Source organism: Citricoccus sp. K5 (genome assembly GCF_902506195.1).
Lineage (GTDB): Bacteria > Actinomycetota > Actinomycetes > Actinomycetales > Micrococcaceae > Citricoccus.
Map to the genome: position 1 here is coordinate 1 of NZ_LR732817.1, position 23,618 is coordinate 23,618.

19 protein-coding genes are annotated in these 23,618 nt (G+C 69.5%); 11 read left to right on the forward strand and 8 right to left on the reverse strand.

The window, feature by feature from the left end; genetic code table 11:
* Positions 1–163: 163 nt before the first annotated feature.
* The gene (locus tag BOSE125_RS00005) at positions 164–349 is read right to left on the reverse strand and encodes a hypothetical protein (RefSeq protein WP_159548301.1); all 186 of its coding nucleotides are present in this window, start codon (positions 347–349) and stop codon (positions 164–166) included.
* A gap of 61 nt (positions 350–410) precedes the next feature.
* Positions 411–1,682 carry a benzoate/H(+) symporter BenE family transporter gene (locus tag BOSE125_RS00010; protein ID WP_236557738.1) on the reverse strand — a complete coding sequence of 424 codons (1,272 nt, stop codon included), beginning with the start codon at positions 1,680–1,682 and terminating at the stop codon, positions 411–413.
* Between the two features lie 224 nt (positions 1,683–1,906).
* Between BOSE125_RS00010 and benA the strand changes: the two genes are divergently transcribed.
* The 5 genes from benA (at position 1,907) to BOSE125_RS00035 (ending at position 9,427) form a co-directional block, all read left to right on the forward strand.
* Complete coding sequence (gene benA / locus BOSE125_RS00015; protein ID WP_159548304.1) at positions 1,907–3,328, forward strand: benzoate 1,2-dioxygenase large subunit; 1,422 nt, start codon at positions 1,907–1,909, stop codon at positions 3,326–3,328.
* Between the two features lie 34 nt (positions 3,329–3,362).
* Positions 3,363–3,899 carry a benzoate 1,2-dioxygenase small subunit gene (gene benB, locus BOSE125_RS00020; protein ID WP_159548307.1) on the forward strand — a complete coding sequence of 179 codons (537 nt, stop codon included), beginning with the start codon at positions 3,363–3,365 and terminating at the stop codon, positions 3,897–3,899.
* Positions 3,900–3,978: 79 nt separating this feature from the next.
* On the forward strand, positions 3,979–5,649 hold the full coding sequence (gene benC / locus BOSE125_RS00025; RefSeq protein WP_159548310.1) for a benzoate 1,2-dioxygenase electron transfer component BenC: 1,671 nt from the start codon (positions 3,979–3,981) through the stop codon (positions 5,647–5,649).
* Positions 5,649–6,476: a 1,6-dihydroxycyclohexa-2,4-diene-1-carboxylate dehydrogenase gene (locus BOSE125_RS00030; RefSeq protein WP_159548313.1), complete on the forward strand. Its 828-nt coding sequence runs from the start codon at positions 5,649–5,651 to the stop codon at positions 6,474–6,476. The genes benC and BOSE125_RS00030 overlap by 1 nt, the downstream gene beginning before the upstream one ends.
* A gap of 77 nt (positions 6,477–6,553) precedes the next feature.
* Positions 6,554–9,427, forward strand: a complete 2,874-nt coding sequence (locus BOSE125_RS00035) for an AAA family ATPase (protein ID WP_159548316.1) — start codon at positions 6,554–6,556, stop codon at positions 9,425–9,427.
* Here the strand turns inward: BOSE125_RS00035 and BOSE125_RS00040 are convergent.
* Positions 9,409–10,905, reverse strand: coding sequence for an aromatic acid/H+ symport family MFS transporter (locus tag BOSE125_RS00040; RefSeq protein WP_159548319.1), 1,497 nt, complete (start codon positions 10,903–10,905; stop codon positions 9,409–9,411). The two genes, BOSE125_RS00035 and BOSE125_RS00040, sit on opposite strands and share 19 nt — an antisense overlap.
* A 221-nt stretch (positions 10,906–11,126) precedes the next feature.
* On the opposite strand from BOSE125_RS00040, the gene BOSE125_RS00045 reads away from it, so the two are divergent.
* Complete coding sequence (locus BOSE125_RS00045; protein WP_159548322.1) at positions 11,127–11,825, forward strand: maleylpyruvate isomerase family mycothiol-dependent enzyme; 699 nt, start codon at positions 11,127–11,129, stop codon at positions 11,823–11,825.
* Positions 11,826–11,853: 28 nt separating this feature from the next.
* Here BOSE125_RS00045 and BOSE125_RS00050 read toward each other — a convergent pair whose 3' ends face one another.
* The 5 genes from BOSE125_RS00050 to BOSE125_RS00070 all read right to left on the reverse strand — a co-directional run bounded on the left by BOSE125_RS00050 (position 11,854) and on the right by BOSE125_RS00070 (position 17,227).
* Positions 11,854–12,225, reverse strand: coding sequence for a glyoxalase superfamily protein (locus BOSE125_RS00050; protein WP_159548325.1), 372 nt, complete (start codon positions 12,223–12,225; stop codon positions 11,854–11,856).
* Positions 12,226–12,287: 62 nt separating this feature from the next.
* Positions 12,288–13,961 (reverse strand): malate synthase A, encoded by a 1,674-nt coding sequence (aceB, locus tag BOSE125_RS00055; RefSeq protein WP_159548328.1) that lies wholly within the window; start codon positions 13,959–13,961, stop codon positions 12,288–12,290.
* A 267-nt stretch (positions 13,962–14,228) separates the two neighbouring features.
* On the reverse strand, positions 14,229–15,533 hold the full coding sequence (aceA, locus tag BOSE125_RS00060) for an isocitrate lyase (RefSeq protein ID WP_159548331.1): 1,305 nt from the start codon (positions 15,531–15,533) through the stop codon (positions 14,229–14,231).
* Between the two features lie 225 nt (positions 15,534–15,758).
* Positions 15,759–16,592: an NUDIX domain-containing protein gene (locus BOSE125_RS00065; protein WP_159548334.1), complete on the reverse strand. Its 834-nt coding sequence runs from the start codon at positions 16,590–16,592 to the stop codon at positions 15,759–15,761.
* Positions 16,589–17,227, reverse strand: coding sequence for a TetR/AcrR family transcriptional regulator (locus tag BOSE125_RS00070; protein ID WP_159548337.1), 639 nt, complete (start codon positions 17,225–17,227; stop codon positions 16,589–16,591). The genes BOSE125_RS00065 and BOSE125_RS00070 overlap by 4 nt, the downstream gene beginning before the upstream one ends.
* 105 nt (positions 17,228–17,332) lie before the next feature.
* Here BOSE125_RS00070 and BOSE125_RS00075 point away from each other — a divergent pair, with 105 nt between their 5' ends.
* The 5 genes from BOSE125_RS00075 (at position 17,333) to BOSE125_RS17815 (ending at position 23,597) form a co-directional block, all read left to right on the forward strand.
* Positions 17,333–18,925, forward strand: a complete 1,593-nt coding sequence (locus BOSE125_RS00075; protein ID WP_236557739.1) for a carboxyl transferase domain-containing protein — start codon at positions 17,333–17,335, stop codon at positions 18,923–18,925.
* Positions 18,926–18,930: 5 nt separating this feature from the next.
* Entirely contained in the window at positions 18,931–21,006 is a 2,076-nt protein-coding gene (locus BOSE125_RS00080) for an acetyl-CoA carboxylase biotin carboxylase subunit (protein ID WP_236557740.1), read from the forward strand.
* Positions 21,003–21,563 (forward strand): MaoC family dehydratase, encoded by a 561-nt coding sequence (locus BOSE125_RS00085; RefSeq protein ID WP_159548340.1) that lies wholly within the window; start codon positions 21,003–21,005, stop codon positions 21,561–21,563. Before BOSE125_RS00080 ends, BOSE125_RS00085 begins: the two co-directional genes overlap by 4 nt.
* The gene (locus BOSE125_RS00090) at positions 21,560–22,390 is read left to right on the forward strand and encodes a CoA ester lyase (protein ID WP_159548343.1); all 831 of its coding nucleotides are present in this window, start codon (positions 21,560–21,562) and stop codon (positions 22,388–22,390) included. The genes BOSE125_RS00085 and BOSE125_RS00090 overlap by 4 nt, the downstream gene beginning before the upstream one ends.
* Positions 22,391–22,556: 166 nt before the next feature.
* Entirely contained in the window at positions 22,557–23,597 is a 1,041-nt protein-coding gene (locus BOSE125_RS17815; RefSeq protein WP_159548346.1) for a helix-turn-helix transcriptional regulator, read from the forward strand.
* Positions 23,598–23,618: the final 21 nt, after the last annotated feature.

Consider the following 23,618-nt stretch of genomic DNA (forward strand, 5'->3'; position numbering starts at 1 on the left):
CACCCTGCCCGATACCGACATCGGGTGCCGACTACCGCGATGCCACCGGCCTGGTCAGGCATCAATCACCCGGGACCAGAACCCGAACAACACCGGAACTGGCTCCAAACAGGTTGACAGACGCCGGCAACCCCGAGAATCGGGCCGCTTTCTACCGTCAGATTCAGTAGTTGGAGGGCGGGTCCGAGGCAGGGAAGGACTCGTCCTCCCACTCATCGGCCCGTTCGTCGTCATGCCGGTGGGCGGCGGCCGCCGCCGCGGCCACTGGATCTTCGGCATCCTCGGCGGCCACGGCCTCCGATTCCTCCAGGCGGTCTTCCTCGGGCACTTCCGGGTTCTCGTGGTCCATGGCGACTCCTTCGGGGGCGGGAATCCCAGTCTGGCCACCTCCCGGCGGTCGGGGCAAGTACTCAGGCTCCCCTCCGGCGGGCCGTGACGGACAGGATCAGGTAGACCAGCGCGCCGGCGAGGAACCCCCAGAATGGCGCCGCAATGTCCGCCACAGTCAGCCCCGAGGCCGTCACGGCCAGGGTCACGACGCCGGCCTCGAGACCCGCGGGGCCGCGTCGCCCGCCGCTGCCGGGCGCCTTCGCCCCGACCGGCGGGTCCGGATCCACCCGGACCACATCCGTCAGGGCCCCCTGCAGTGCCCCGAACAGCGCCACCCCCGCGGCGGCCGTGACCAGCTGTTCGGGGACCGCCCCCAGCAGCTCCACGATGTTCTGGCCGGCGAAGCCGAAGGCCACGAAGAACACGCCGCAGGAGATCCCGGCTACATAGCGGCGGGCCGGGTCCTCGTGGGCCTCCCGGCCGCAGCATATGCCGGCGGTGATGGCCGCCAGGTTGATGGAGTGGGCCCCGAAGGGTGCGAAGAGCACCGAGCCGGCCCCCGCGGCGCCGAGGAGCAGCCGGTCGTTCGCGGCGTAGCCGTTCGAGTGCATCATGGCCAGGCCGGGGCCGTTCTGCCCGGCCATCGTCACGATCAACAGTGGCAGTGAGATCCCGATGATCGACTGCGGGTCGAACGTCGGGGTGGTCCACAGCGGCATGGTCAGGCCGGCACTCAGGTGCGGGGCCGTCGTCGTTCCCGTGGCGAAGGCCAGCGCTACCCCCGCCGCCAGCGCCACCAGCACCGCGTACCGAGGCAAGAACCGGCGGCCGAGGACGTAGGCCAGCACGAGTCCGCCGGCCACGATCGGCGCCTCGGCGGACGCGCCCGCGGCGTCGAGCACGAAAGGCAGCAGCACGCCGGCCAGGACCCCGGCCATGATCGGCCGGGGCAGGGCCCGCATCAGCCGGCCGAACCATCCCGTGACCCCGAGGACGATGGTCAGCACGCCGGTCACGATGAAGGCGCCGATGGCGTCGGAGTACTCGTAGCCGCCAAGGGTGGTGATGAGCAGTGCGGCCCCCGGAACGGACCAGGCCACCACCACGGGCTGACGCGTCACCAAGCTCATGCTCACGCAGATGATGCCGCTGCCCACGGAGATGGCCCAGACCCAGGAGGCTGTCTGGCCAGGGTCGAGTCCGGCCCGCTGGGCGGCACCCAGGACCACGAGCAGCGGCCCGGCATAGGAGATGGCGACCGCCACCAGTCCCGCGACCACCGCGGATACGGAGACGTGCCGCCACGCCGGACGGCGGGCGGTGATGAGGGGGGATTCGGTGAGCTGGGTCACGGAGGTCACCGTACGGCCCCGATGTCAGCTCGCGCCAATAGGCAGATCGCGCTCATTGAGACGAGAACCAGGGGCAATCAACCCCCTGGGTCAGCCCTAGGGGAATGCCTGATGTGACTGGAGTCACCGATCTTCAGACTGGCTGGATACGCATCTGGGGAAGCCTCCCGGCCGCCATATTCCACGGGCCGGTGCCGTCCCTCCCCGTCCAGAAGGAGAACGACATGACCGAGAACCTGACTCACGTCCGGGACGTCCTCACGGACGCCGTGGTGGATGATCGCGAGAAGGGCATCATCCGGGCCAAGCGGGAGATCTTCACCGACGAAGAGGTCTTCGAGCTCGAGATGAAGCACCTCTTCGAGGGCAACTGGGTGTATTTGGCGCACGAGTCCCAGATCCCGAACATCGGCGACTACTTCACCACCTACATCGGCCGCACCCCGGTGATGATCACCCGGGACAAGGACGAGAACCTCAACTGCATCGTCAACGCGTGCTCGCACCGCGGGGCCATGCTGTGCCGGCGCAAGACGGACAACCGCACCACCTTCACGTGCCCGTTCCACGGCTGGACGTTCAAGAACTCCGGTGAACTGCTCAAGGTCAAGGACGGCCGCAACGGCGGCTACCCCGAGGGCTTCAACACCAACAATTCCCACGACCTCACCAAGGTGGCCCGCTTCGAGTCCTACCGCGGCTTCCTCTTCGGTTCCCTCAAGGCCGACGTCCTCCCGCTTCAGGAGCACCTGGGGGATGCGACCACGGTGATCGACTCGATCGTGGACCAGTCCCCCGAGGGGCTCGAGGTGTTGCGCGGAGCCTCCACCTACACCTATGACGGGAACTGGAAGGTTCAGGCCGAGAACGGCGCGGATGGGTACCACGTGACCTCCGTGCACTGGAACTACGCGGCCACCACCGCACGCCGCACCGCCGGGGACTCCGCCAACACCACCAAGGCCATGGACGCCGGCAAGTGGGGCAAGGTCAAGGGCGGGTTCTACTCCTACCCCCACGGCCACCTGCTGCTCTGGCAGGAGTGGACCAACCCGCAGGACCGCCCGCTGTGGGACCGCCGAGAGGAGCTGGTGGAGAAGTACGGGGAGGAGATGGCGAACTTCATGATCAACATCTCGCGCAACCTGTGCCTCTACCCGAACGTGTACATCATGGATCAGTTCTCCTCGCAGATCCGCCACTTCCGGCCGATCTCCGCGGACCAGACCGAGGTGACCATCTACTGCATCGCCCCGAAGGGCGAGTCGGCGGAGAACCGCGCCAAGCGCATCCGCCAGTACGAGGACTTCTTCAACGCCACCGGCATGGCCACCCCGGACGACCTGGAGGAGTTCCGCTCCTGCAACAAGACCTACTGGGCCACGAGCGCCAAGTGGAATGACATGACCCGTGGCTCGGCCCACCAGATCGAGGGACCGGACGAGCAGGCGGCGGCGCTGGGCATGAACGACGTCATCGCCTCCGGGGCCCGCACTGAGGACGAGGGCCTCTACCCGATCCAGCACCAGTACTGGCACGGGGTCATGGAGCAGGCGGTCTCCGCGGAGGAGTCCGCCGCCGAGAAGGCCGCCACCGGCGTCCAGTCAGCTGACGCCGAGACTGCCGCTGAACCGGCCTTGGCCTGACCAAGACCACCAAGACCTGCGAGGAGCTGCTTTCATGACCACCACTGCCACCGCGGTGCCCACCGTCAAGACCACTGAGGACATCATCACCCTCGAGACCGTCCGCGCCTTCCTCTACCGGGAGGCCCGGCTGCTGGACGACCGGCAGTTCGACGAGTGGCTCGAGTGCTACCACCCGGACTCCGAGTTCTGGATGCCGGCCTGGGATGACAACGACGAGCTGACCGAGGACCCTCAGTCCGAGATCTCCCTGATCTACTACGAGAACCGGGGCGGGATCGAGGACCGGGTCTTCCGCATCAAGACCGACCGCTCCTCCGCCACGTCCATGCCGGACCCGCGCACCGGGCACAACATCACGGACGTGGAGCTGATGGAGCGGGACGGGGACACCGTGAGGGTCCGCTTCAACTGGTTCACGCTGTACTACCGCTATCAGTCCACGGACACGTACTTCGGCACCAGCCACTACACGATCGACCTCTCGGGGCCCGAGCCGGTCATCCTCGCCAAGAAGGTCGTGTTGAAGAACGACTACATCCACCACGTGGTGGACATCTACATGATCTGAGCCCCGGCCGCACACCGGACGTCAGACACCCACCACCAGATTCAAACCGGATCCACCCGGATCCATCCAGGAGGACACCATGGGCCATCAAGTAGCCCTCAGCTTCGAGGACGGCGTGACGAAGGTCGTCAAGGTCGGCGACTTCGAGACCATCATGGACGCCGCGTACAAGGCACGCATCAACATCCCCTCGGACTGCCGGGACGGGGCCTGCGGGACGTGCAAGTCGTTCTGCGACTCCGGGACCTTCGACCCGGGCGACTTCATCGACGACGCCCTGACGGAGGACGAGCTGGAGAAGGGATACCTGCTGACCTGCCAGGCCGTCCCGGAGTCGGACATGATGATCCAGGTCCCGGCCACGGCGGAGTCCGCCAAGACCTCGGCCGCCGCGTTCACCTCGACCCTGAGCCGGCTGGACAAGCACTCCGAGTCCACCATCTCCTTCACCCTGGACGTGCAGGACCGCGAGGAGCTGGCGTTCCTGCCGGGACAGTACGTGAACATCAAGGTGCCCGGCACGGACGCCGAGCGCTCCTACTCCTTCAGCACCGGCCCGGACGAGGACCACTCCTCCTTCATGGTGCGCATCACCCCGCAGGGGGCCATGTCCGAGTACCTGCGGGATCGCGCCGCGGTGGGGGACGCCATCGAGTTCACCGGTCCCTACGGCTCGTTCTTCCTGCGCGAGCCCCAGCGTCCGCTGCTGCTGCTGGCCGGCGGCACCGGCCTGGCGCCGCTCATGTCCATCCTGGAGAAGCTCAGCGCCAACCCGCCGGCCCACCCCGTGCACCTGATCTACGGGGTGAGCCGCGAGGCGGACATCGTGGGCCTGGACTGGCTGAGCGCCTACGAGGAGCGGCTGCCGCAGTTCACCTGGGACCTCATCGCCTCTGAGGAGGGCACCTCCGCGCCCCACACTGGCTACGTCACCCAGATCATCGAGCCGCAGCACCTGAATGACGGCGATGTGGACGTGTACCTGTGCGGTCCGCCGCCCATGGTCAACGCGGTGGCGACATGGCTGGAGACCGAGGGCGTGGAACCGGCGAACTTCTACTTCGAGCGGTTCGCTCCCAAGGAGGCCACCGGCGGCGACGCCGAGACCGGCGCCCCGGCGTCCGCGGAGCAGGTCGAGTCCGCCGGGGACACCCTGTCCCGCTCCGAGGCCGTCTCCTCGATGACCACCGGGCGGCTGTCCTTCCGCAAGGAGGACAGCTACGCGCAGCTGGACGCCCGGATGGGCCTTGAGCTGGCCATCACGGAGCTGATGTTCGGCCGGCTCACGGACGAGCAGCTGCAGCAGTTCCGCCGGCTGGCCGAGGCCACCGCGGCCTGCGTGGGGGACGGAACGGTCACGGACCCGGAGGAGTACGTGAAGACCAACGAGGCCTTCCACGAGTACCTCTTCACCATCTCGGAGAACCCGGTCCTGCTGGAGTCCTACCGCCGGCTGGACCTCAGCGAGCAGATGTTCGCCACGTTCGAGCAGGGCACGGAGATCTTCGCCCGGGTGTCCCAGGACCACGTGGACGTGGTCCAGGCCTTCGAGGACGGGGGCCAGGAGGACAAGGAGAGAGCCCGGGAGATCGTCATGGCCCACGCCAAGGACGCCAAGGGCACCATGGCCACGGCCATCGACGCCATGGAGGCCGGCTCCGGTCCGGCTCCCGGTAGCGGTCCGGCCCAGGGGCACGACGCCGGCCAGGCGCCTGCCGCGGCAGCCGCGCCCTCCCGGGCGGTCGCCTGATGGCCGCCCCCTACGCGGGCCAGTTCATCACCCCGGGGCGCTTCGCAGGCAAGGTCGCGGTGGTCACCGGGGCGGGTCAGGGGATCGGTCGGAAGGTGGCCGAGCGGATCGCCGCGGAGGGCGGAACTGTGGTGCTCGTGGATCGCGCCGAGCTGGTCCACGAGGTGGCCGCCGGGATCTCCGAGCGGGAGGAGTCCACCGGGTCCGGGGGATCGGCCGCCGCCGTCACGGCCGACCTGGAGTCGTTCGACGGGGCCCAATCGGCCGTGGACGCGGTGCTGGCCACGCATGGGCGGGTGGACGTGCTGGTGAACAACGTGGGCGGGGCCATCTGGATGCGACCGTTCGAGACGTTCAGCGCCGAACAGATCCAGCACGAGGTCACCCGGTCCCTGTTCCCCACTCTGTGGATGTGCCGGGCCGTGCTGCCCGCCATGCTCGAGGCGGGCCAAGGCACCATGGTCAATGTCTCCTCCAACGCCACCCGCGGCATCAACCGGGTGCCCTACTCCGCGGCCAAGGGCGGGGTGAACGGCATCACCCAGGCGCTCGCCATGGAGACCGCGGAGCGCGGAATCCGGGTGGTGGCCACGGCCCCCGGCGGCACCCAGGCCCCACCCCGCACCGTCCAGCGCGGCCCCGGCCCGGACGGCGAACGGGAGGAGCGGTGGGTCCAGGACGTGGTGGACCAGGTGACCGAGTCCTCGTTCATGAAGCGCTACGGCACCCTGGACGAGCAAGCGGCACCGATCGTCTTCCTGGCCTCGGACGAGGCGTCCTATGCCACCGGGAGCATCCTGCCGGTGGCCGGCGGCGATCTCGGCTGAGCCCGGCTCGGAACGGCCGGCCGGCAGAGGCGTTGTCCCACCGAGCTCCCTGGGGACGGCTCAGTAGACTCGCGCCCATGATCACTGGCCATCACGCCGGTGCCGAGTTGCCGCTCGTCGGCCGGGCCCCGGTCCTCGACGGATTGACCGAGGCGCTGGACCTGGCGCGAGGGGGGACCGTGCGGACGGTGGTGCTCAGCGGCCCCACCGGGTCCGGGAAGACCGCCACGCTGGACCACTTCCTGCAGCACTGCCGAGCCGTGGTGCCGGACGTGCAGCAGATGACCGCGGCCGGGGATGTGTGGGAGAGCGAGTTGCCCCTGTCCGGGTATTCGCAGTTGATGCACCGGGAGCCGCTGCGTTCCTCCAAGGGCGTCGAGGGGGCCGTGCTGCCCCGGCCGGAGTCCGGGATGGACCTCACCCCGGCGCGGGCGGCCAACTTCGCCGACACCCTGGCCGCGCACATCACGGCCCTGCAGTCCCGCTCCTGTGTGGTGGTGGCCATCGACGACGTGCACCTGCTGGACGAGCAGAGCCTGCGAGTGCTGCTGTTCGGCCTGCGCCGCACGCACCGGCAGAGAGTCCTGTTCGTCCTCACCCTGGACCATGCCCGCGCCCACGGCGTTCCCCCGGGGCTGCTGGACCTGTTGAACAGCCACCGGGTCGGGCACCTCCAGCTGGAGCCGTTGGATGCCGAGGACGTGCGGGAGCTCGCGCGCCGGCGGTTCTCCATCGACCTTGGGGCCACCGCCGCCCACGGTCTGGTCCGGCACACCCGGGGGATGCCCCAGGCAATCGTGGAGCTGCTGGCCGAGTTGCCGAGGGAGACATGGCAGTCCTGGTTTCCGAGCCTGCCCGCCAGCTCGCGGATGCTGGCCCGGGTGCGGGGCCTCCTCGAGACCGCCTCGGAGGACCTGGTCTGTGTGGCCGAGGCGGTGGCGGTCCTGGGAGGGGCCGCCACCGCGGATGCGGTCGCGCATGTCAGTGGCGTGGAGGCCCTGATGGACGCCCTGGATGAGGGGCACCGGGTGCGGCTGCTGCGCCTGGCCGTCGACCCGACCACGGCCCGGGTGGAGTTGATGGAGCCGGGCGCCGCCGAGGCTGTCTATGGCCAGCTGGCACCCAGCCGCAGCCAGGCACTGCACTGCCGTGCGGCCGGCGTCGTGCCCCAGGAACGGGACCGACTCGGTCACCGGGCGGCCGCCACCCTGGGGGTGGACGAGGGCCTGGCGATGGAGCTCGAGGAGTTCGTGCGCCGGCGGGCGTTGGTGGGTGCCTGGAGTGACGTGGCCGTCTCCCTGTTCGCCGCGTCCCGGTTGTCCGCCGATCCCCGGTCGCGGAGCGAGCGACTGCTGCGGGGTGTGGACGCGCTCGTGGCTTCGGGGAACATCGCCGAGGCCCAGATGTGGTCCTCGGCCGTGGAGGACATGCCCCCGTCCTCCCTGCGATCCTCCGTGCTGGGCTACCTGTCCACTGCCTCCGGACACAACAACGGTGCCCGGACGCAACTGGAACAGGCCTGGGCGGACAGCGATCCCGAGCGGGAGCCCGCCGCCGCGGCCGCCGTGGCCCAGCGGATGGTGCTGCACGGGGTGGCGTCCTGGGATGGGCCCACCATGGGCCTCTGGGCCGAGCGGGCCATGACCCTGACCGCTCCCGGCACCCCGGCACACATCGAGTCCGAGGCGATCTACGGACTGGGCCTCTACGCCCAGGGGCGCACGGTCGAGGCGGAGCGCAGCTATGAACGGGCCTTCGGGCACGTGGCCGAGAACGCCCAGAAGCAGCGGATCCAGATGGGCTCGGCCTGGCTGGCGTTGCGGACGGACCAGGTGGAGACCGCCCTGGTGAACTTCGAGGCGGCCGTACCCACGGAGCAGCGTGGCGGTTCGCTGCGGATCTCCCTGTGGGCCGAGGCCTGGCTGGCTCGGACCCAGCTCACCCTGGGCGACTGGGATGCCGCGGCCGCCACGGTCTCCCGCGCCGCCGTGCGGCTGGAGACCTCGCGAATGCCGTTGATCCGCCCCCTCCTCTACTGGACCGCCGCCGAGCTGTGGTCCATGCGGGGGGACTGGGAGCGGGCCCGGCGTTACGTCTCCCTGGCCGGGGTGCAGCCGGGGACCTATCGGGCCATGCAGGTGCCGTCCATCCTGGCGCGGGCGCGCTTCCACGAGGCGCGCGCGGATTATGCCAGCGCCCTGGACGCCCTGGAGTCACTCGTGGAGATCGACCCGTGGACCAAGGACCGCGTGTCCTTCTGGCCCTGGCAGGACACCTACGTCAATGCACTCGTCATGACCAACATGGTCGATGAGGCGGACCGGTTCCTCACCGGTTTCGAGGCCATCCGCCGGGAGAAGCCGGTGCCGTCCGACCTGGCCCGGATGGCCTGGGCCCGGGGCCGGATCACGGCCGCGCAAGGAGATCCGGGCGCGGCCCGCGAACACTTCGAGGCCGCACTCGGGCACCTGCGCGGTCTGCAACGGCCGTACCTGCGGGCCCGCGTCAGCTTCGCCTTCGGCCAGAGCATGCGCCGTGCCGGCAAGCGTGGACTGGCCTCCTCTGTGCTGCACTCCGCCAGGGCCCTGTATGACAGCCTGGGTGCCACCACTTACGTGGAACGGTGCGACCGGGAGCTGCAGGCCAGCGGTGTGGACGTCGGTCTCATGGGGGACCCTTTGGCCGCCGGGGCCGCTGGGGTCGCCGGGGCCGGCGGCCCCACGTGGTTCGAGTCCGGCGGTTCGACCGGAGCCGAGCGCACCTCCGTGGAGCTGACCGCGCAGGAGCGGGCCGTGGCCGGACTGGTGGCCTCCGGGGCCACCAACCGAGAGGCGGCCCAGACGCTCTTCCTCGCCGAGAAGACCGTCCAGTACCACCTGACTCGGATCTACCGGAAGCTGGGCATCCGTTCCCGCAGCGCGCTCGCCGCGCGCTACCGCCCCAGCGGCTGAGCAGGCTGATCCGGCTGTGCCGGTTGAGCCTGCTGCGTTGGCTGTGTTGGTTGCACCGTTTGAGCCAGCCGTACCGTGGGGCCGGGGCGGCCGTCGTCGGGCGCTCCTGCCACTGCGGAGGCGACCGCCGGGCTCGCGGCCCGCTCCAGGGCGCGCTGACGCGGGACGGCCAGGGTGACGAGCGCCCCGAAGAGGGCGACGCCCCCGAAGATGTAGAACGCCGACCCGCCGCCGATGCCGAGTGCGGCCAGCCATCCGCCCACCAGAGGGCCGAGGACGCCACCGATCCGGCCGAAACCGGCCACCCAGGACACCCCCGCGGCACGGGCGTTGGTGGTGTAGTAGTTCGAGCTGAAGCCGTAGATGAGGACCTGGGTCCCCAGCGTGCCCACCCCGGCCACGGCGATGAACAGGAACAGGACGGGGGCTGGGAAGGCGAAGGTCATCAAGACCAGGGTGATGGCTGCCAGGACGAACGTGGTGGCCACGATCCGCTGAGCGCCGAGCCGGTCAGCGGCCGTGGAGGCGATGATGCCCCCGAGCACGGCACCGCAGTTGAGGATCAGCAGGAAAGAGAGTGAGTAGTTGGTGCCGAAGCCGTAGCTCTCCATGATGCGGGGCAGCCAGGTGTTCAGCCCGTAGGTCAGGAGCAATCCGGAGAAGGACATGAAACCCAGCAGGATCGTGGCCACGAGGAACTGGCGCGAGAAGATGGCCGCGAAGCCGCGGCGCGCAGGGGCAGCGCCCTCCCGCTGGACGACCTGCTCCTCCAGGAGGGGGATACCAGTCCGGGCCGAGGCGGCGTGCGCCTGTTCGGTCCGGCCGCGGGAGAGCAGCCAGCGGGGGGACTCGGGCAGCTTGAACCAGGCCAGGGGCAGCAAGAAGAGGAGGGGAGTGGCGCCGAGCATGAAGAGTCCCCGCCAGCCCAGGGGCTCGAGCAACAGGATGCCCAGCAGGGCAGCGATCACGCCGCCGGCCGGGATTCCGGAGTAGACCACGGCGTTGTAGAAGTTGCGGCGTCCTGCCGGAGCGAATTCCGCCATGGTGGCTCCCGCCGTGGCGAGGATGATACCGAGGCCGAGCCCGGTGAGCAGACGCATCGCGCCGAACGCGGGCACGGTGGTGGTCAGGGCGGTGATGAACATGCCGACGGAGAACCAGGCGATGCCCCCGAGGATCAACCGGCGGCGTCCGAAGTGGTCGCCCAGGAAGCCGCAGGTGAGTGAGCCGACCAGGACGCCGATCAGGGCGAGGGAGCCCAGGGTCCCGGCTGCAGCCGCATCGAGGGCCCCGATCTGGCCGGGATCGTCCAGGAGGGTGGAGAGCACGGCGCCGTAGATGGTGAGGTCGAAGCCGTCGAACACCAGGGCCATGCAGACGATGGCGGCCACCCAGTTGGCGGTGCGTCGCTCCTGGCGATCGGTCGATGTTCTCGGGTCGTGTGAGGTGCCGCCAGGGGCGGGGGAAGGCAGGGTCATGACCGATTCCTCTCGGGTCAACGCTGGGGGACAACAAGCCAGGGTCCAGCGTTGCAGGACGTGAGGTAGATCACATCAGGAGAATGCCCGGGTACACGTCAGGGGGCGCTCCGGGGGGTCAGGCGACCGGGTCGGCTGGCGTCTGGATCGCCGTCGGATGCGTCTGGACCAGGGGTGCCTTCCGGTGGCGGGGCTCACAGCCGCCTCGCTAGGGTGAGCCCATGATCAATCCCGCACGCCTGCACTCCGACCAGTCCCGGCTGGCTCGCGAGACCGCCATGCTCCTGGCCACCGTCGAGTCCCTCTCCGAGGACGAACTGGCCGCTCCCTCGCTCTGCGAGGGCTGGAGCCGGGCCGACATCGTGGCGCACCTGGCCTCCAATGCCCGGGCCCTGGTGCGCATGGTGGACTGGGCCGTCACCGGTGAGGAGCAACCCGTGTACTCCTCCCCGGAGGCCCGCGCCGAGGACATCGCCCGGATCGCGGCCCTGCCCCGGAGGGAGCTCATCGCCGAGCTGGTCGAGGCGTCCCGGTACTTCGCCGAGCAGTCCGAGCGGCTGGCCGGTGAGATCCGGGCGGAGGGGGTGCGCATCGGCGCCACACCCATCCCCGCGACCTCCCTGGTGGCCGTCCGCATCTCCGAGGTGGTGGTCCACCACGCCGACCTGGACACCGCCTGGACCGTCGAGGAGGCGGACCCGGACTCCCTGCTCAACGCCGTCGAGGCCGTCGTCCGGGCCATGCGGGTCCGCAACGCGCCCGGCATGACGCTCGTGACCGAGGAGCGCGACGAGTGGGTCATCGGTGACGGTGCCCTGAAGGTCGAGTCCGACCGGGAGGGCCTGTTGGCCTGGTTGGCCCGGGGTGACGCTGCGGGCGTCGAGGCTGACGGGCCGCTGCCGGAGCTGCCGTCCTGGTGACCGTCACACCTGCGCCGCGGCCGGACCGTCAGGTGGCGGGCGGCATCTGTTGCAACGACCAGGTGTTGCCGTCCGGATCAGCGAAGTAGACGAAACGGCCCCAGTCCTGTTCGTCCACGCCGCTGCACTCCACGCCGCGGCCGGACAGTTCAGCGAGGGCTGCATCCGCGTCGTCGATGACCATCTGAACGCCCTTCTGCGAGCCGGGCACCATCTCGGTGATGCCCACACCCAGCACGATCGAGCAGGCCGATCCCGGCGGGGTGAGCTGGACGAAGCGCAGCTCGGGGGAGAGGACGTAGTCATGGTCGGCGTGGAAGCCGACCTGGTCCACGTAGAAGGATTTCGCCCGGTCAACGTCGGTGACCGGGATCGCCACCAGTTCGATCTTCATGTCCATGGTGGCCACGGTAGAACCGCGGCGGTGCCGGGACCAGGTCCCGGCACCGCCGCGATCGAGCCTCAGACCGTGGTACCCGCCAGCGCCTGGCGTGCCGGGGCCTGGGCCGAGAGGAACTTCCGGTAGGCCGGCAGGGTGAGGAAGTCCGGGTACTCCTCGGCCAGGGCGGAGCCGGCGAAGACCTCGAGGGCGTCGTCGAAGCGGTCCCCCTCAGACCGTTCGATGCGGGCGAACTCCTCGTCCATCAGCTCCTGCACCCACTCGCGGGTCACGGTGCGGGTGCCGCCCCCGGTCAGCTCGGCGGAGGATCCGGCGTTGATCCACTGCCAGATCTGGGACCGGGAGATCTCCGCGGTGGCAGCGTCCTCCATGAGGTTGTGGATGGCGGCGGCGCCGTTGCCCCGCAGCCAGGACTCCACGTACCGGATGCCGACCTCGATGTTCATCCGCACGCCGGCCTCAGTGATGGAGCCCGGTGTCTCGGACACGGTCAACAGCGCTGCGGCGTCGGGAGTGACATCCTCGCGGCGGTTGGCGCGGATCTGGTTCTGCCGGTCCGCCAGGACCTCGTCGAAGACCTCCATGGCCACCGGCACCAGGTCCGGATGGGCCACCCAGGAGCCGTCGAATCCATCGGATGCCTCACGGGTCTTGTCCGCCCGCACCTTCTCCAGCGCCGCTGCGTTGGCCTCGGGGTCACGGCGGTTCGGGATGAAGGCCGCCATGCCGCCGATCGCCGAGGCGCCGCGCCGGTGGCAGGCGCGCACGAGCTGATCGGTGTAGGCCCGCATCATCGGGGCGGTCATGGTCACGTCGGCACGGTCCGGCAGCACGAACGCCTCACCGCGGTCCCGGAAGTTCTTGATGATGGAGAAGATGTAGTCCCAGCGGCCCGCGTTGAGGCCGGCGGCGTGGTTGCGCAGCTGGTAGAGGATCTCCTCCATCTCGAAGGCCGCGGTGATCGTCTCGATCAGCACGGTGGCGCGCACGGTGCCCTGCGGGATTCCGAGGTGGTCCTGAGCCACCACGAAGATGCAGTTCCACAGCCGCGCCTCGAGGTGGTTCTCGGTCTTCGGCAGGTAGAAGTACGGTCCGCGGCCGCGGCGCAGCAGCTCCTTGGCGTTGTGGAAGAAGTACAGGCCGAAGTCCACCAGGGCGCCGGCCATCGGCTCGCCGTCCACCACCAGGTGGTCCTCGTCCAGGTGCCAGCCGCGGGGGCGGACGATGATGGTCGGGCGGTCCACGAGCTGCACGCCCCCGAGCGTGTAGTCCTTGCCCTCGGGGGAGGTGAAGTCGATCTGGCGGCGGATGGCGTCCCGCAGGTTGACCTGGCCGTTCAGCATGTTCTCCCAGGACGGCGAGGAGGAGTCCTCGAAGTCGGCGAGCCAGCATTTGGCACCGGAGTTCATCGCGTTGATGGTCATCTTCCGGTCCACCGGTCCGGTGATCTCCACGCGGCGGTCCTTCAGACCTGGCGCGAGCGGGGCCACCCGCCAGGAGCTGTCCTCGCGGATGGTGCGGGTCTCCGGCAGGAAGTCCAGGGTGGCGCCGTCGGAGATCCGTTGACGGGTCTCCTCCCGCTTGGCCAGGAGTTCGAGGCGGCGGCCGTTGAACTGACGGTGCAGGCTGGCCAGGAAGTCGAGAGCATCGGGGGTGAGGATCTCCTCCTGCCGGGGCAGGTGCGGTCCGGTGATCGTCACGCCGTTGAGGGTGATGGGCTGGTCGGTGGGGTACATGGGAGCCTCCTCGGGAAGTCGTCCGCGGCGGCCGCAGCAGCGGTGACGCGGTGCGCGTTCAGAAGATCGCGCGGGGTCGAAAAAGTCGGTGGAAGAGCCCCAGGGGTGTGTGCGGGGTGAAATAAGGGGCGACGCCGGCCGTCCGGTCGGGAGCCGGCGTCGGGATAACTGATGGTGGGGTGGAAGGACGGGCGGCGCCCGGACCATGTGGGGTCCGGGCACCACCCGCCTTCCGTCCGGCTCAAGGCTTGGCCTGAGCCGACTGGATCAGAACTGGCCGGCCTCGGTGGACCCGCTGAGGGCCAGGGTGGAGGCATCCGGGTTCAGGGCGGTGGAGATGGCATCGAAGTAGCCGGTGCCGACCTCGCGCTGGTGCTTGGTGGCGGTGTAGCCGCGGGCCTCGTCGGCGAACTCGCGCTCCTGGAGCTCCACGTAGGCGGACATCTGGCGCTCCTGGTAGCCCTTGGCCAGGTCGAACATGGAGTGGTTCAGGGCGTGGAAGCCGGCCAGGGTGATGAACTGGAAGGTGTAGCCCATGGCACCGAGCTCGCGCTGGAACTTGGCGATGGTGGCATCGTCCAGGTTCTTCTTCCAGTTGAAGGACGGCGAGCAGTTGTAGGAGAGCATCTGGTCCGGGAACTCGGACTTGACGGCCTCGGCGAACTTCTTGGCCAGCTCCAGGTCCGGGGTGCCGGTCTCCATCCAGATGAGGTCGGAGTACGGGGCGTAGGCTTTGGCGCGGGCGATGCAGGGCTCGATCCCGTTGCGGACCTTGTAGAAGCCCTCGGCGGTGCGCTCGCCGGTGATGAAGTCCGAGTCGCGCTCGTCCACATCCGAGGTGATCAGGGTGGCGGCCTCGGCATCGGTGCGGGCGATGACCACGGAGGGGACATCGGCGACGTCGGCCGCGAGGCGGGCCGCGTTCAGGGTGCGGATGTGCTGGCCGGTCGGGATGAGGACCTTGCCGCCCAGGTGGCCGCACTTCTTCTCGGAGGCCAGCTGATCCTCCCAGTGCACGCCGGAGGCGCCCGAGGTGATCATGGACTTCATCAGCTCGTAGGCGTTCAGCGGTCCGCCGAAACCGGCCTCGGCGTCGGCGATGATCGGGACCAGGTAGTCCTCCACGGTCTGGACGCCTTCGGCGAACTCGATCTGGTCGGCGCGCATCAGCGCGTTGTTGATACGGCGGACGACCTGCGGCACCGAGTTGGCCGGGTACAGGGACTGGTCCGGGTAGGTGTGGCCGGAGAGGTTGGCGTCGGCGGCGACCTGCCAGCCGGAGAGGTAGATGGCGCGCAGCCCGGCCTTGACCTGCTGGACGGCCTGGTTGCCGGTGAGGGCGCCCAGGGCGTTGGTGTAGGAGCCCTCGGCGTGCTCACTGGTCAGCTGCTCCCACAGCTTCTCGGAGCCGCGGCGGGCCAGCGTGTGCTCCTCCTGGACGCGGCCGCGGAGCTTGACGACGTCCTCGGCGGTGTAGGTGCGCTCAGTGGTGGCCCAGCGGGAGTTGTGATCCCAGTCGTGCTGGATCTGCTCGGCGCTGGCCGGGGTGTGCTGGGTGTTCTGCTCGGTCATGGCAGTCTCCTCGGGGTCTGGACTGACGGATCTGGGGTGTCGAAGCGGTGTCTGGCTGCTTCGTTGGGATCCAGTCTTGACTCCCTGAGGACTCGAAAGGGTGAAAACTCCGGAAAAGTTCTGGCGAATGCTCCAATTTGTCAAAAGATAGGATCTTTGCGTACTTCGTTGCCGTAAGTGGTTCTCGTAGACGTGGAATGCGTCAGATGGCAAGAAAACTGACTGTCAGTCCTGGTGGATGGCCGAGCGATAGGCCGCGAGATCCTCCGCGAAGGTGTCGGTTCCGGGGAATCCTGTGACGCTCCTGGCCGGTGCTGGACCCACGGTCGGCTGCACCGCGGTCATATCGCCCGGGGTTGACGCGACCTCCTCCGCGGACCTCGCGGCGGCCAGGGAGCGGAACATGGACCACGTGGGCGGCATGAGCTGATGACGTCCGGCGCGGAAGTCCTGCAGGGCGCCGCCCGCCGTGGTCCACCGGCTGTCCGTGCCCTCGAAGGAGAGTGTCCCCGGGACCTGGCCCTCCGGCAGGATCGCGGCGAAGAAGTACGTGTCATAGCGCCGGGGGGCGTCTTCGGGGGTGACCCAGCGGGCTAGGGGCGCCATGCCGGTCACGTCTGGCAGCAGCTCCTGCTCCGTCAGCAGGTCGCCGAAGTCCAGCTCGTGACGCTCGACGCGGATCCGGGTGTCCTCCGGCCAGGCGTTCACCGAGGCAGGGCCCACCGGGGTCCCGTCCCGGTGCCGGGCCACCAGGATGCCGGTCTCCTCGAAGGTCTCCCGCACGGCCCCGGCCAGCACCTTCCCCGCAGTGGCCGGCTCCAGCCCGAGCAGCCCTCCCCAGGCGTTCAAGTCGGTGCCCTCCCAGAGTGCGGCGGGCAGTTCGTCAGCGGGGTCGATCCGGCCACCGGGGAAGGCTGAGACCCCCGCGCTGAAGGCGAGCTCCGTGGACCGGGTGATCGTGAAGACCTCGGGGGCTCCGGCGGCAGATGCCGTTCCGGGGCGGAGCAGCAGGACGGTCGCGGCCTGGGGGATCGGCTGGGGTGCGCCCGGAGCCGTCATGCCGCACTCCCGGCCTCGGCGGCGACGCCGGGGGAGGTGCCGCCGGCGAGGGACCGGTAGGCCATCCCGGCCAGGATGACGCCCGCTGGATCCCCCGGGGAGTCCGGGGCGCTGTGCGGGGTGGAGTTGAGCAGGCCGAAGGTGCCGAGCAGGCGGACCTGGCGCTCGCCGTCGTGCATGGTCGGGTCCAGGCGGGCCAGGACCCCGTCCCAGAGCTGGACGTATTCGCGCTGCAGTCGGCGCACCTCCTGGTTGTCCTCCGGAGCCAGGGAGGGCAGCTCGCGGTCCTGGATGCGGATGACGTCCGGATCGGTGGTGGCGAACTCCAGGTGGAACCGGATCAGGCGCATCAGGGTGTCCGCGGCACCGCCGCGCGCCTCCTCCGGCGAGTCCTCCGCCAGGATGGTCCGGCATCCGTCCAGCAACCGCTCAGAGGCGTCCACGAGGATCTCGGCGAGGAGTGCGTCCTTGCTGGGGAAGTGCTTGTAGAGGGCGGGGCCGCTCATCCCCACGGCCTCGCCGAGCTCCGCGGTGGACACGGCGGCGAAGCCGCGCTCGGCGAACAATCGGGCGGCGGACTCCATCAACGCGGCGCGGCGATGGGCCTTCTGGGTGGCCCGCCAGGTTGCGGTCATCTGGTCCTCCTGGGGATCCGGGTGCGTCCATCATAGACAACTTCGGTTACTGACCGCTAACCTGATTTCAGTTACCGTATAATCACCCAAAGGACGGCGCCCCTGATGTCGACAACCTACCCAGAGCTGATCGCCGAGCTGCGCGAGCGGCGCGCCACGGCGGCCCTCGGCGGGCCGGAGCGATCCCGCCTCAAGCACACGGAACGCGGCAAGATGCTGGCCCGGGACCGCGTGGACACCCTGTTGGACGAGGGCAGTCCCTTCCTCGAGGTGGCGCCCCTGGCCGGATTCGAGCTGTACGGGGGAGACGCCCCGGCCGCCGGGGTGGTGGCCGGCATCGGCCTGGTGGAGGGCCGCCAGGTGATGATCGTGGCCAACGACGCCACCGTGAAGGGTGGCACCTACTACCCCATCACGGTGAAGAAGCACCTGCGCGCCCAGGAGATCGCTGCCGAGAACCGGCTGCCCTGTCTCTACCTGGTGGACTCCGGGGGGGCCTTCCTGCCGATGCAGGACGAGGTCTTCCCGGACCGGGACCACTTCGGGCGCATCTTCTACAACCAGGCGCGGATGTCCCGGGACGGCATCCCCCAGATCGCCGCCGTCATGGGCTCCTCCACGGCCGGTGGTGCCTACGTGCCCGCCATGAGCGATGAGACCGTGATCGTGCGGAACCAGGGCACCATCTTCCTCGGGGGCCCGCCGCTCGTGAAGGCGGCCACCGGCGAGATCGTCACGGCCGAGGACTTGGGTGGTGGCGAGGTGCACTCGAAGGTCTCCGGCGTCACGGACCACCTCGCGGAGAACGACGAGCACGCCTTGCAGATCGTGCGGGACATCGTGGCCACCCTCCCGGACACCGCGGAGCTGCCCTACGTCCCGGCCGCCGTGGCGGAGCCCGAGCACTCCCCGGAGACGCTGGCGGACGTGGTCCCCGTCTCCCTGACCACCCCCTACGACGCCCGGGAGATCATCGCCCGCACCATCGACTTCGGCAGCTTCCACGAGTTCAAAGCCGAGTACGGCACCACCCTGGTGACCGGCTTCGCCCGGATCCACGGACACCGCGTGGGCATCCTCGCCAACAACGGCGTGCTCTTCGCCGAGTCTGCTCTGAAGGGCGCTCACTTCATCGAGCTGTGCGAGCAGCGGGGCATCCCGCTGCTGTTCCTGCAGAACATCACCGGGTTCATGGTGGGCCGCGAGTACGAGGCCGGCGGCATCGCCAAGCACGGCGCCAAGATGGTCAACGCGGTCGCCACCGCGTCCGTGCCCAAGCTGACCGTCGTCGTCGGGGGTTCCTTCGGGGCCGGCACCTACTCGATGTGCGGCCGCGCGTACTCGCCCCGGTTCCTCTGGCTGTGGCCGAACGCCCGGGTCTCCGTGATGGGCGGACCGCAGGCCGCCTCGGTGCTGTCCACCGTGCGCCGGGACCAGATCGAGGCCTCCGGCGGCGCGTGGAGCGCCGAGGACCAGGCCGCGTTCGAGGCCCCCACCCGGGAGCAGTACGAGAAGCAGGGCAGCCCCTACTACTCGACCGCCAGGCTCTGGGACGACGGCATCATCGAGCCCGCCCAGACCCGTGACGTGCTCGGACTAGCCCTCGACGTCGTGATGCGGTCGCCCTCGGACCGCACCGCCCATACCCCCGCCGGCCAGACGAGCCAGACGTCGTCCTTCGGCGTCTTCAGGATGTGAGCCCCATGACAGCAGCAGTGACCGAGACAGGTTCCCAGACCATGTTCAAGACCGTCCTCATCGCCAACCGCGGCGAGATCGCCTGCCGGGTGATCCGCACCCTGCGCTCGATGGGCATCCGCTCCGTGGCGGTGTACTCCGATGCCGACGCCGGCGCCCGCCACGTGCGATTGGCAGACGTGGCCGTGCGGCTGGGCCCGGCCCCCGCGGCCCAGTCCTACCTGGACATCGACGCCGTCCTGGACGCCGCCCGCTCGACCGGGGCCGAGGCCATCCACCCCGGCTACGGCTTCCTGGCCGAGAACGCCGCTTTCGCCCAGGCCTGCGCGGACGCCGGGATCGTGTTCATCGGCCCCGAGGCGGAGTCCATCCGGGTGATGGGGGACAAGATCACCGCCAAGAACGCCGTCGAGGCGCGCGGCGTGCCGACTGTCCCGGGGATCGCGCAGGCCGGGATGGACAACGCGGCCCTCGCGGCGGCGGCCCCTGAGGTCGGTTACCCGCTGCTGATCAAGCCCTCCGCGGGTGGCGGCGGCAAGGGCATGCACGTGGTGGAGTCGGAGGAGCAGCTCGCTGACGCTCTCGACGCCGCCCGGCGTGAGGCCGCCGCGAGCTTCGGGGACGACACCCTGTTCCTGGAGCGCTATGTCACCACGCCGCGGCACATCGAGGTCCAGGTCCTCGCCGACTCCCACGGCCACGTGATCCATCTCGGTGAGCGGGAGTGCTCCTTGCAGCGCCGCCACCAGAAGGTGATCGAGGAGGCGCCCTCGCCCCTGCTCGATGAGGCCACCCGCGCCCGGATCGGTGAGGCCGCCTGCGAGACCGCGCGCTCCGTGGGCTACCGCGGGGCCGGCACCGTAGAGTTCATCGTCCCCGCCGACTCCCCGGACGAGTTCTTCTTCATGGAGATGAATACCCGCCTGCAGGTAGAGCACCCGGTGACGGAGGAGATCACGGGCGTGGACCTCGTGGAGCAGCAGCTGCGGATCGCCGCCGGCCAGGTGCTGGAGCTGGACCAGGAGGACATCGTCCTGGACGGCCACTCGATCGAGACGCGCATCTACGCCGAGGATCCCTCCGCCGGCTTCCTGCCCACCGGAGGCCTGGTCGAGCACGTCCGGCACCCCGAGGGGGAGGGTGTCCGCGTGGACACGGCGCTGGAGGACGGGTTGAGCGTCTCCATCGACTACGACCCGATGCTCGCCAAGGTCATCACCTGGGGCCGGGACCGTGAGGAGGCCCGGCGGCGGATGGTCGCGGCGCTGGAGAACACGGCGGTGGTCGGCTTCACGACCAACGTCGAGTTCCTGCGGGCGCTGCTGGAGCTGCCGGCCGTCGTCGCCGGAGACCTGGACACCGGCCTGATCGCCCGCGAGTTCGACTCGATCGAGTTCGCCGAACCGGGGGAGCGGGAGTTCCGGGAGGCCGCCCTGCTGATGGACGCCGCCCGCGGCTCTTCGGCCGATCCGTGGCGCCGCCGCGACGGCTGGCGATTGGGAGCCCCGGCGCCCCGGCGCTTCCCGCTGGTGGCGGCGGACGGCACCACCCGGACGGTGCTGCTCTCCGGCACCGTGGATGCCCCCGCCGTCGTCGTTGAGGCCGCGTCCGGATCGGAGCTGGACACCAGGCCCGACGCCGGCCGGGCCGGGTCCCTGCCTGCGCTCGTCAAGCGCATCGGGCAGGACGTGACCGTCACGATCGGGGGCGTCGGGCGCAGCTTCACGGCCGTCGTCGGGCCCGAGGGGGTCCAGCTCACGCGGCTGGGAGCCCTCTTCGACATTCGGCGGGTCCACGCGGACCACAGCATCCAGGGGGAGGCCGAGTCCAACCCGACTCTGACCTCGCCCATGCCCGGCACCGTGCTGCTGACGCCGGTGGCGGACGGCGATGTGGTGGCCGAGGGCGATCCGGTGATCGTGGTCGAGGCCATGAAGATGGAACACGTCATCCGTTCCACCGTGGCCGGCACGGTGGCGCTGCATGCTGCCGCGGGGGACGCCGTCTCCCGGGGGCAGACGCTCGCGGTGATCACGCCGGTGGAAAACGAGAGTACCGACGACGAGGAGGGGGCCGCATGAGCGGGGAGCGGAACGAACGGCGGATTGTCCAGCGGGGACTGTACTTCGACGAGATGGAGGAAGGGACCGTCTACGTCCACAGCCCCGGCCGCACGGTGACCGAGGCGGACAACGTCCTGTTCACCACCCAGACCATGAACACCCAGTCCCTGCACCTGGACGCCGCCTGGTCCGCGGACACCGAGTTCGGCGAACCATTGGTCAACAGCATGTTCACCCTCTCCACGCTGGTCGGACTGTCCGTGGCGCAGCTGACCCAGGGGACCATCGTGGCCAACCTCGGCTTCAGTGAGGTGAGGTTCCCGGCCCCGATGCGGCATGGGGACACCCTGTATGCGGAGACGTTGATCGCCGGGAAACGGCGCTCGCAGTCCCGCCCGCTCCAGGGGATCGTGGAGTTCCACCACACCGCGCGGAACCAGGACGGGGTGGTGGTGGCCGTGGCGAAGCGGTCCACGTTGATGCAGGTCTCTCCGGAGGCGCTCGAGGGGGAAGGCGCCGCGGAAGGTGCCGGGGGGGCGGACGTCGGGCGGCCGACGTCGGGCGGTGTGGCATGACCGCGGCCGACCGGATTCCGGGCCCGTCCATCCTGTTCTGCCCCGCCGACCGGCCCGACCGGTACGCCAAGGCCGCCGCCGTGGCCGATGCCGTGATCCTCGACCTGGAGGACGCCGTGGCGCCCGCGGACAAGGCGGCGGCGCGGGAGCACGTTGCCGCCTCGACCCTGGACCCGGAGCGCACCATCGTCCGGGTCAACCCGGTGGGCGGTGAGACGGCGGAGGAACACCGCCTAGACCTGACGGCGCTCGACGGCGGCAGGTACCGGACACTGATGGTCGCCAAGGTCGAGGACCCGGCCCAACTGGACCACCTCCACGAGGCCGACTACCGGGTTATCGCCCTGTGCGAGACGGCCGCCGGGGTGGAGCATGCCTTCGAGATCGCCCGGCACCAGGCCGTCGTCGCGCTGATGTGGGGCGCCGAGGACCTCGTGGCCTCCATGGCGGGCAAGTCCAGCCGCTTCGCGGAGGGTCCGCGCGCCGGGCAGTATCGCGAGGTGGCCCGGTACGCGCGCTCGCGGGTGCTGATTGCCGCCAACGCCGCCGGGAAGGTCGCGGTGGACACGGTGTACATGGATATCGCCGACCTGGACGGTCTGCAGGCCGAGGCCGAGGACGCGGTGGCCTCGGGCTTCGCCGCCACGGCGTGCATCCACCCCTCCCAGGCGGAGACGGTCCGGCAGGCCTATGCCCCGAGCGCCGAGGAGAGCGAGTGGGCCGAGGCGGTGCTGGCCGAGGCGGAGGTGCAGCCGGGGGTCTTCCGGTTCCGGGGGCGCATGGTGGACGAGCCGATCCTGCGGCAGGCCCGGCGGATCGTGGGGTGAAGCACCCGCCGGACGCGGCCTGGTCTGGAATCTGACCGGGTCGGGATGGCCCTTGACGGCCGCTTTCATGGCGTCTATGGTCAGTCCATTCTGTTGTGCTCCCGATGGGCGTGAGTGCATGGACGTTCGCCTCCACTTCAAGAGGCGGTGATCCCGGGGGGCGGTAGTGCCTGAATCCACCCAGGAGCTGATCGAGCAAGTTCACCACACCCTGGAGCGGGTGGCCGGCCTCAGTCGTCGTTCCTACCAACGGGCCGATGTGCAGGACCGCATCCCTGCACTGGATGCAGCGCTTGCTCGAGCGGAGGCGGTGGTGCGCGGCCTGGCCAACCGGACCAAGAGGACGCCGAGCTCGGCGCCGAATCGTGGGGTGATGGATCTCTTCACCCTGCTGGCTGATCTCGGCGACCTCAGGAATCGCTTGCTCATGCACCAGCTGTCTGGTCGGCATGAGGTGATCCACCGGATGAACGAGGCGCTGAGCCGGCTGCGTTCAGCGGAGACGGTGCAGGAGTTCGTCGACCAGGTGCCCGTGGAGGTCGTGAATCTGGGGTATGTCCGTTCCCTCTATTCCTCGGCGGAAAGCATGCAATGGATCGCCCGGTCCGCGCACTCGACGCAAGGCCCGGAGGAGAGTCTTCTCCTGCTGGAGGCAGGGCAACAGGATCCTCTGCGTGATATCCACGACCTGTACGAGGCCGAGATGGTCCGGGAGCGCCACCCCATCCTGCGCCATGGGATCCGGAAGAGCCGGCGAGTCCACCCGGAGATCATCAAGGTCACGGAATCTGATTCCTATGTGGCATCACCTCTCGTCCTGGACGGACAGGTCAGGGCCTTTGTCAGCGTGGACGTCAACGCCGAAAGCGGTACCGTCGACGCGTTCGATTTGGAGCTGATGGGGCTGTTCACGACGGGCGCTGCGATTGTGCTGGACCGGCTCGGAGTCCCACGTCACCTCGACTCGGTGGCCGGTGCTGAGCGGGCGATCGGGGCCGGATCGGGCAACGGAGGTGGCATGCCTCCGGACCTGACCCGGCGCGAACTGGAGGTTCTCGGATTGGTGGCTGAGGGCCTGTCCAATGCGGCCATCGCCCAGCGGCTCGTCATCAGCGAGGGGACCGCCAAGACGCATGTGAAGAGCATCTTGCGGAAGCTGGGTGCCTCGAACCGTACCCAAGCGGCCGCCTTCCTGCGGCGGGGTTGACTCCGCCACGGAGGCATCGGG

Coding starts and splice junctions, on each gene's coding strand:
- BOSE125_RS00085 (WP_159548340.1), top strand. CDS start 21,003: ATGAGCGGGGAGCGGAACGAACGGCGGATTGTCCAGCGGGGACTGTAC.
- BOSE125_RS00045 (WP_159548322.1), top strand. CDS start 11,127: ATGATCAATCCCGCACGCCTGCACTCCGACCAGTCCCGGCTGGCTCGC.
- benC (WP_159548310.1), top strand. CDS start 3,979: ATGGGCCATCAAGTAGCCCTCAGCTTCGAGGACGGCGTGACGAAGGTC.
- benB (WP_159548307.1), top strand. CDS start 3,363: ATGACCACCACTGCCACCGCGGTGCCCACCGTCAAGACCACTGAGGAC.
- BOSE125_RS00065 (WP_159548334.1), bottom strand. CDS start 16,592: ATGACGGCTCCGGGCGCACCCCAGCCGATCCCCCAGGCCGCGACCGTC.
- aceA (WP_159548331.1), bottom strand. CDS start 15,533: ATGACCGAGCAGAACACCCAGCACACCCCGGCCAGCGCCGAGCAGATC.
- BOSE125_RS00075 (WP_236557739.1), top strand. CDS start 17,333: ATGTCGACAACCTACCCAGAGCTGATCGCCGAGCTGCGCGAGCGGCGC.
- benA (WP_159548304.1), top strand. CDS start 1,907: ATGACCGAGAACCTGACTCACGTCCGGGACGTCCTCACGGACGCCGTG.
- BOSE125_RS00050 (WP_159548325.1), bottom strand. CDS start 12,225: ATGGACATGAAGATCGAACTGGTGGCGATCCCGGTCACCGACGTTGAC.
- BOSE125_RS00030 (WP_159548313.1), top strand. CDS start 5,649: ATGGCCGCCCCCTACGCGGGCCAGTTCATCACCCCGGGGCGCTTCGCA.
- BOSE125_RS00040 (WP_159548319.1), bottom strand. CDS start 10,905: ATGACCCTGCCTTCCCCCGCCCCTGGCGGCACCTCACACGACCCGAGA.
- aceB (WP_159548328.1), bottom strand. CDS start 13,961: ATGTACCCCACCGACCAGCCCATCACCCTCAACGGCGTGACGATCACC.
- BOSE125_RS00070 (WP_159548337.1), bottom strand. CDS start 17,227: ATGACCGCAACCTGGCGGGCCACCCAGAAGGCCCATCGCCGCGCCGCG.
- BOSE125_RS00035 (WP_159548316.1), top strand. CDS start 6,554: ATGATCACTGGCCATCACGCCGGTGCCGAGTTGCCGCTCGTCGGCCGG.
- BOSE125_RS00090 (WP_159548343.1), top strand. CDS start 21,560: ATGACCGCGGCCGACCGGATTCCGGGCCCGTCCATCCTGTTCTGCCCC.
- BOSE125_RS00005 (WP_159548301.1), bottom strand. CDS start 349: ATGGACCACGAGAACCCGGAAGTGCCCGAGGAAGACCGCCTGGAGGAA.
- BOSE125_RS00080 (WP_236557740.1), top strand. CDS start 18,931: ATGACAGCAGCAGTGACCGAGACAGGTTCCCAGACCATGTTCAAGACC.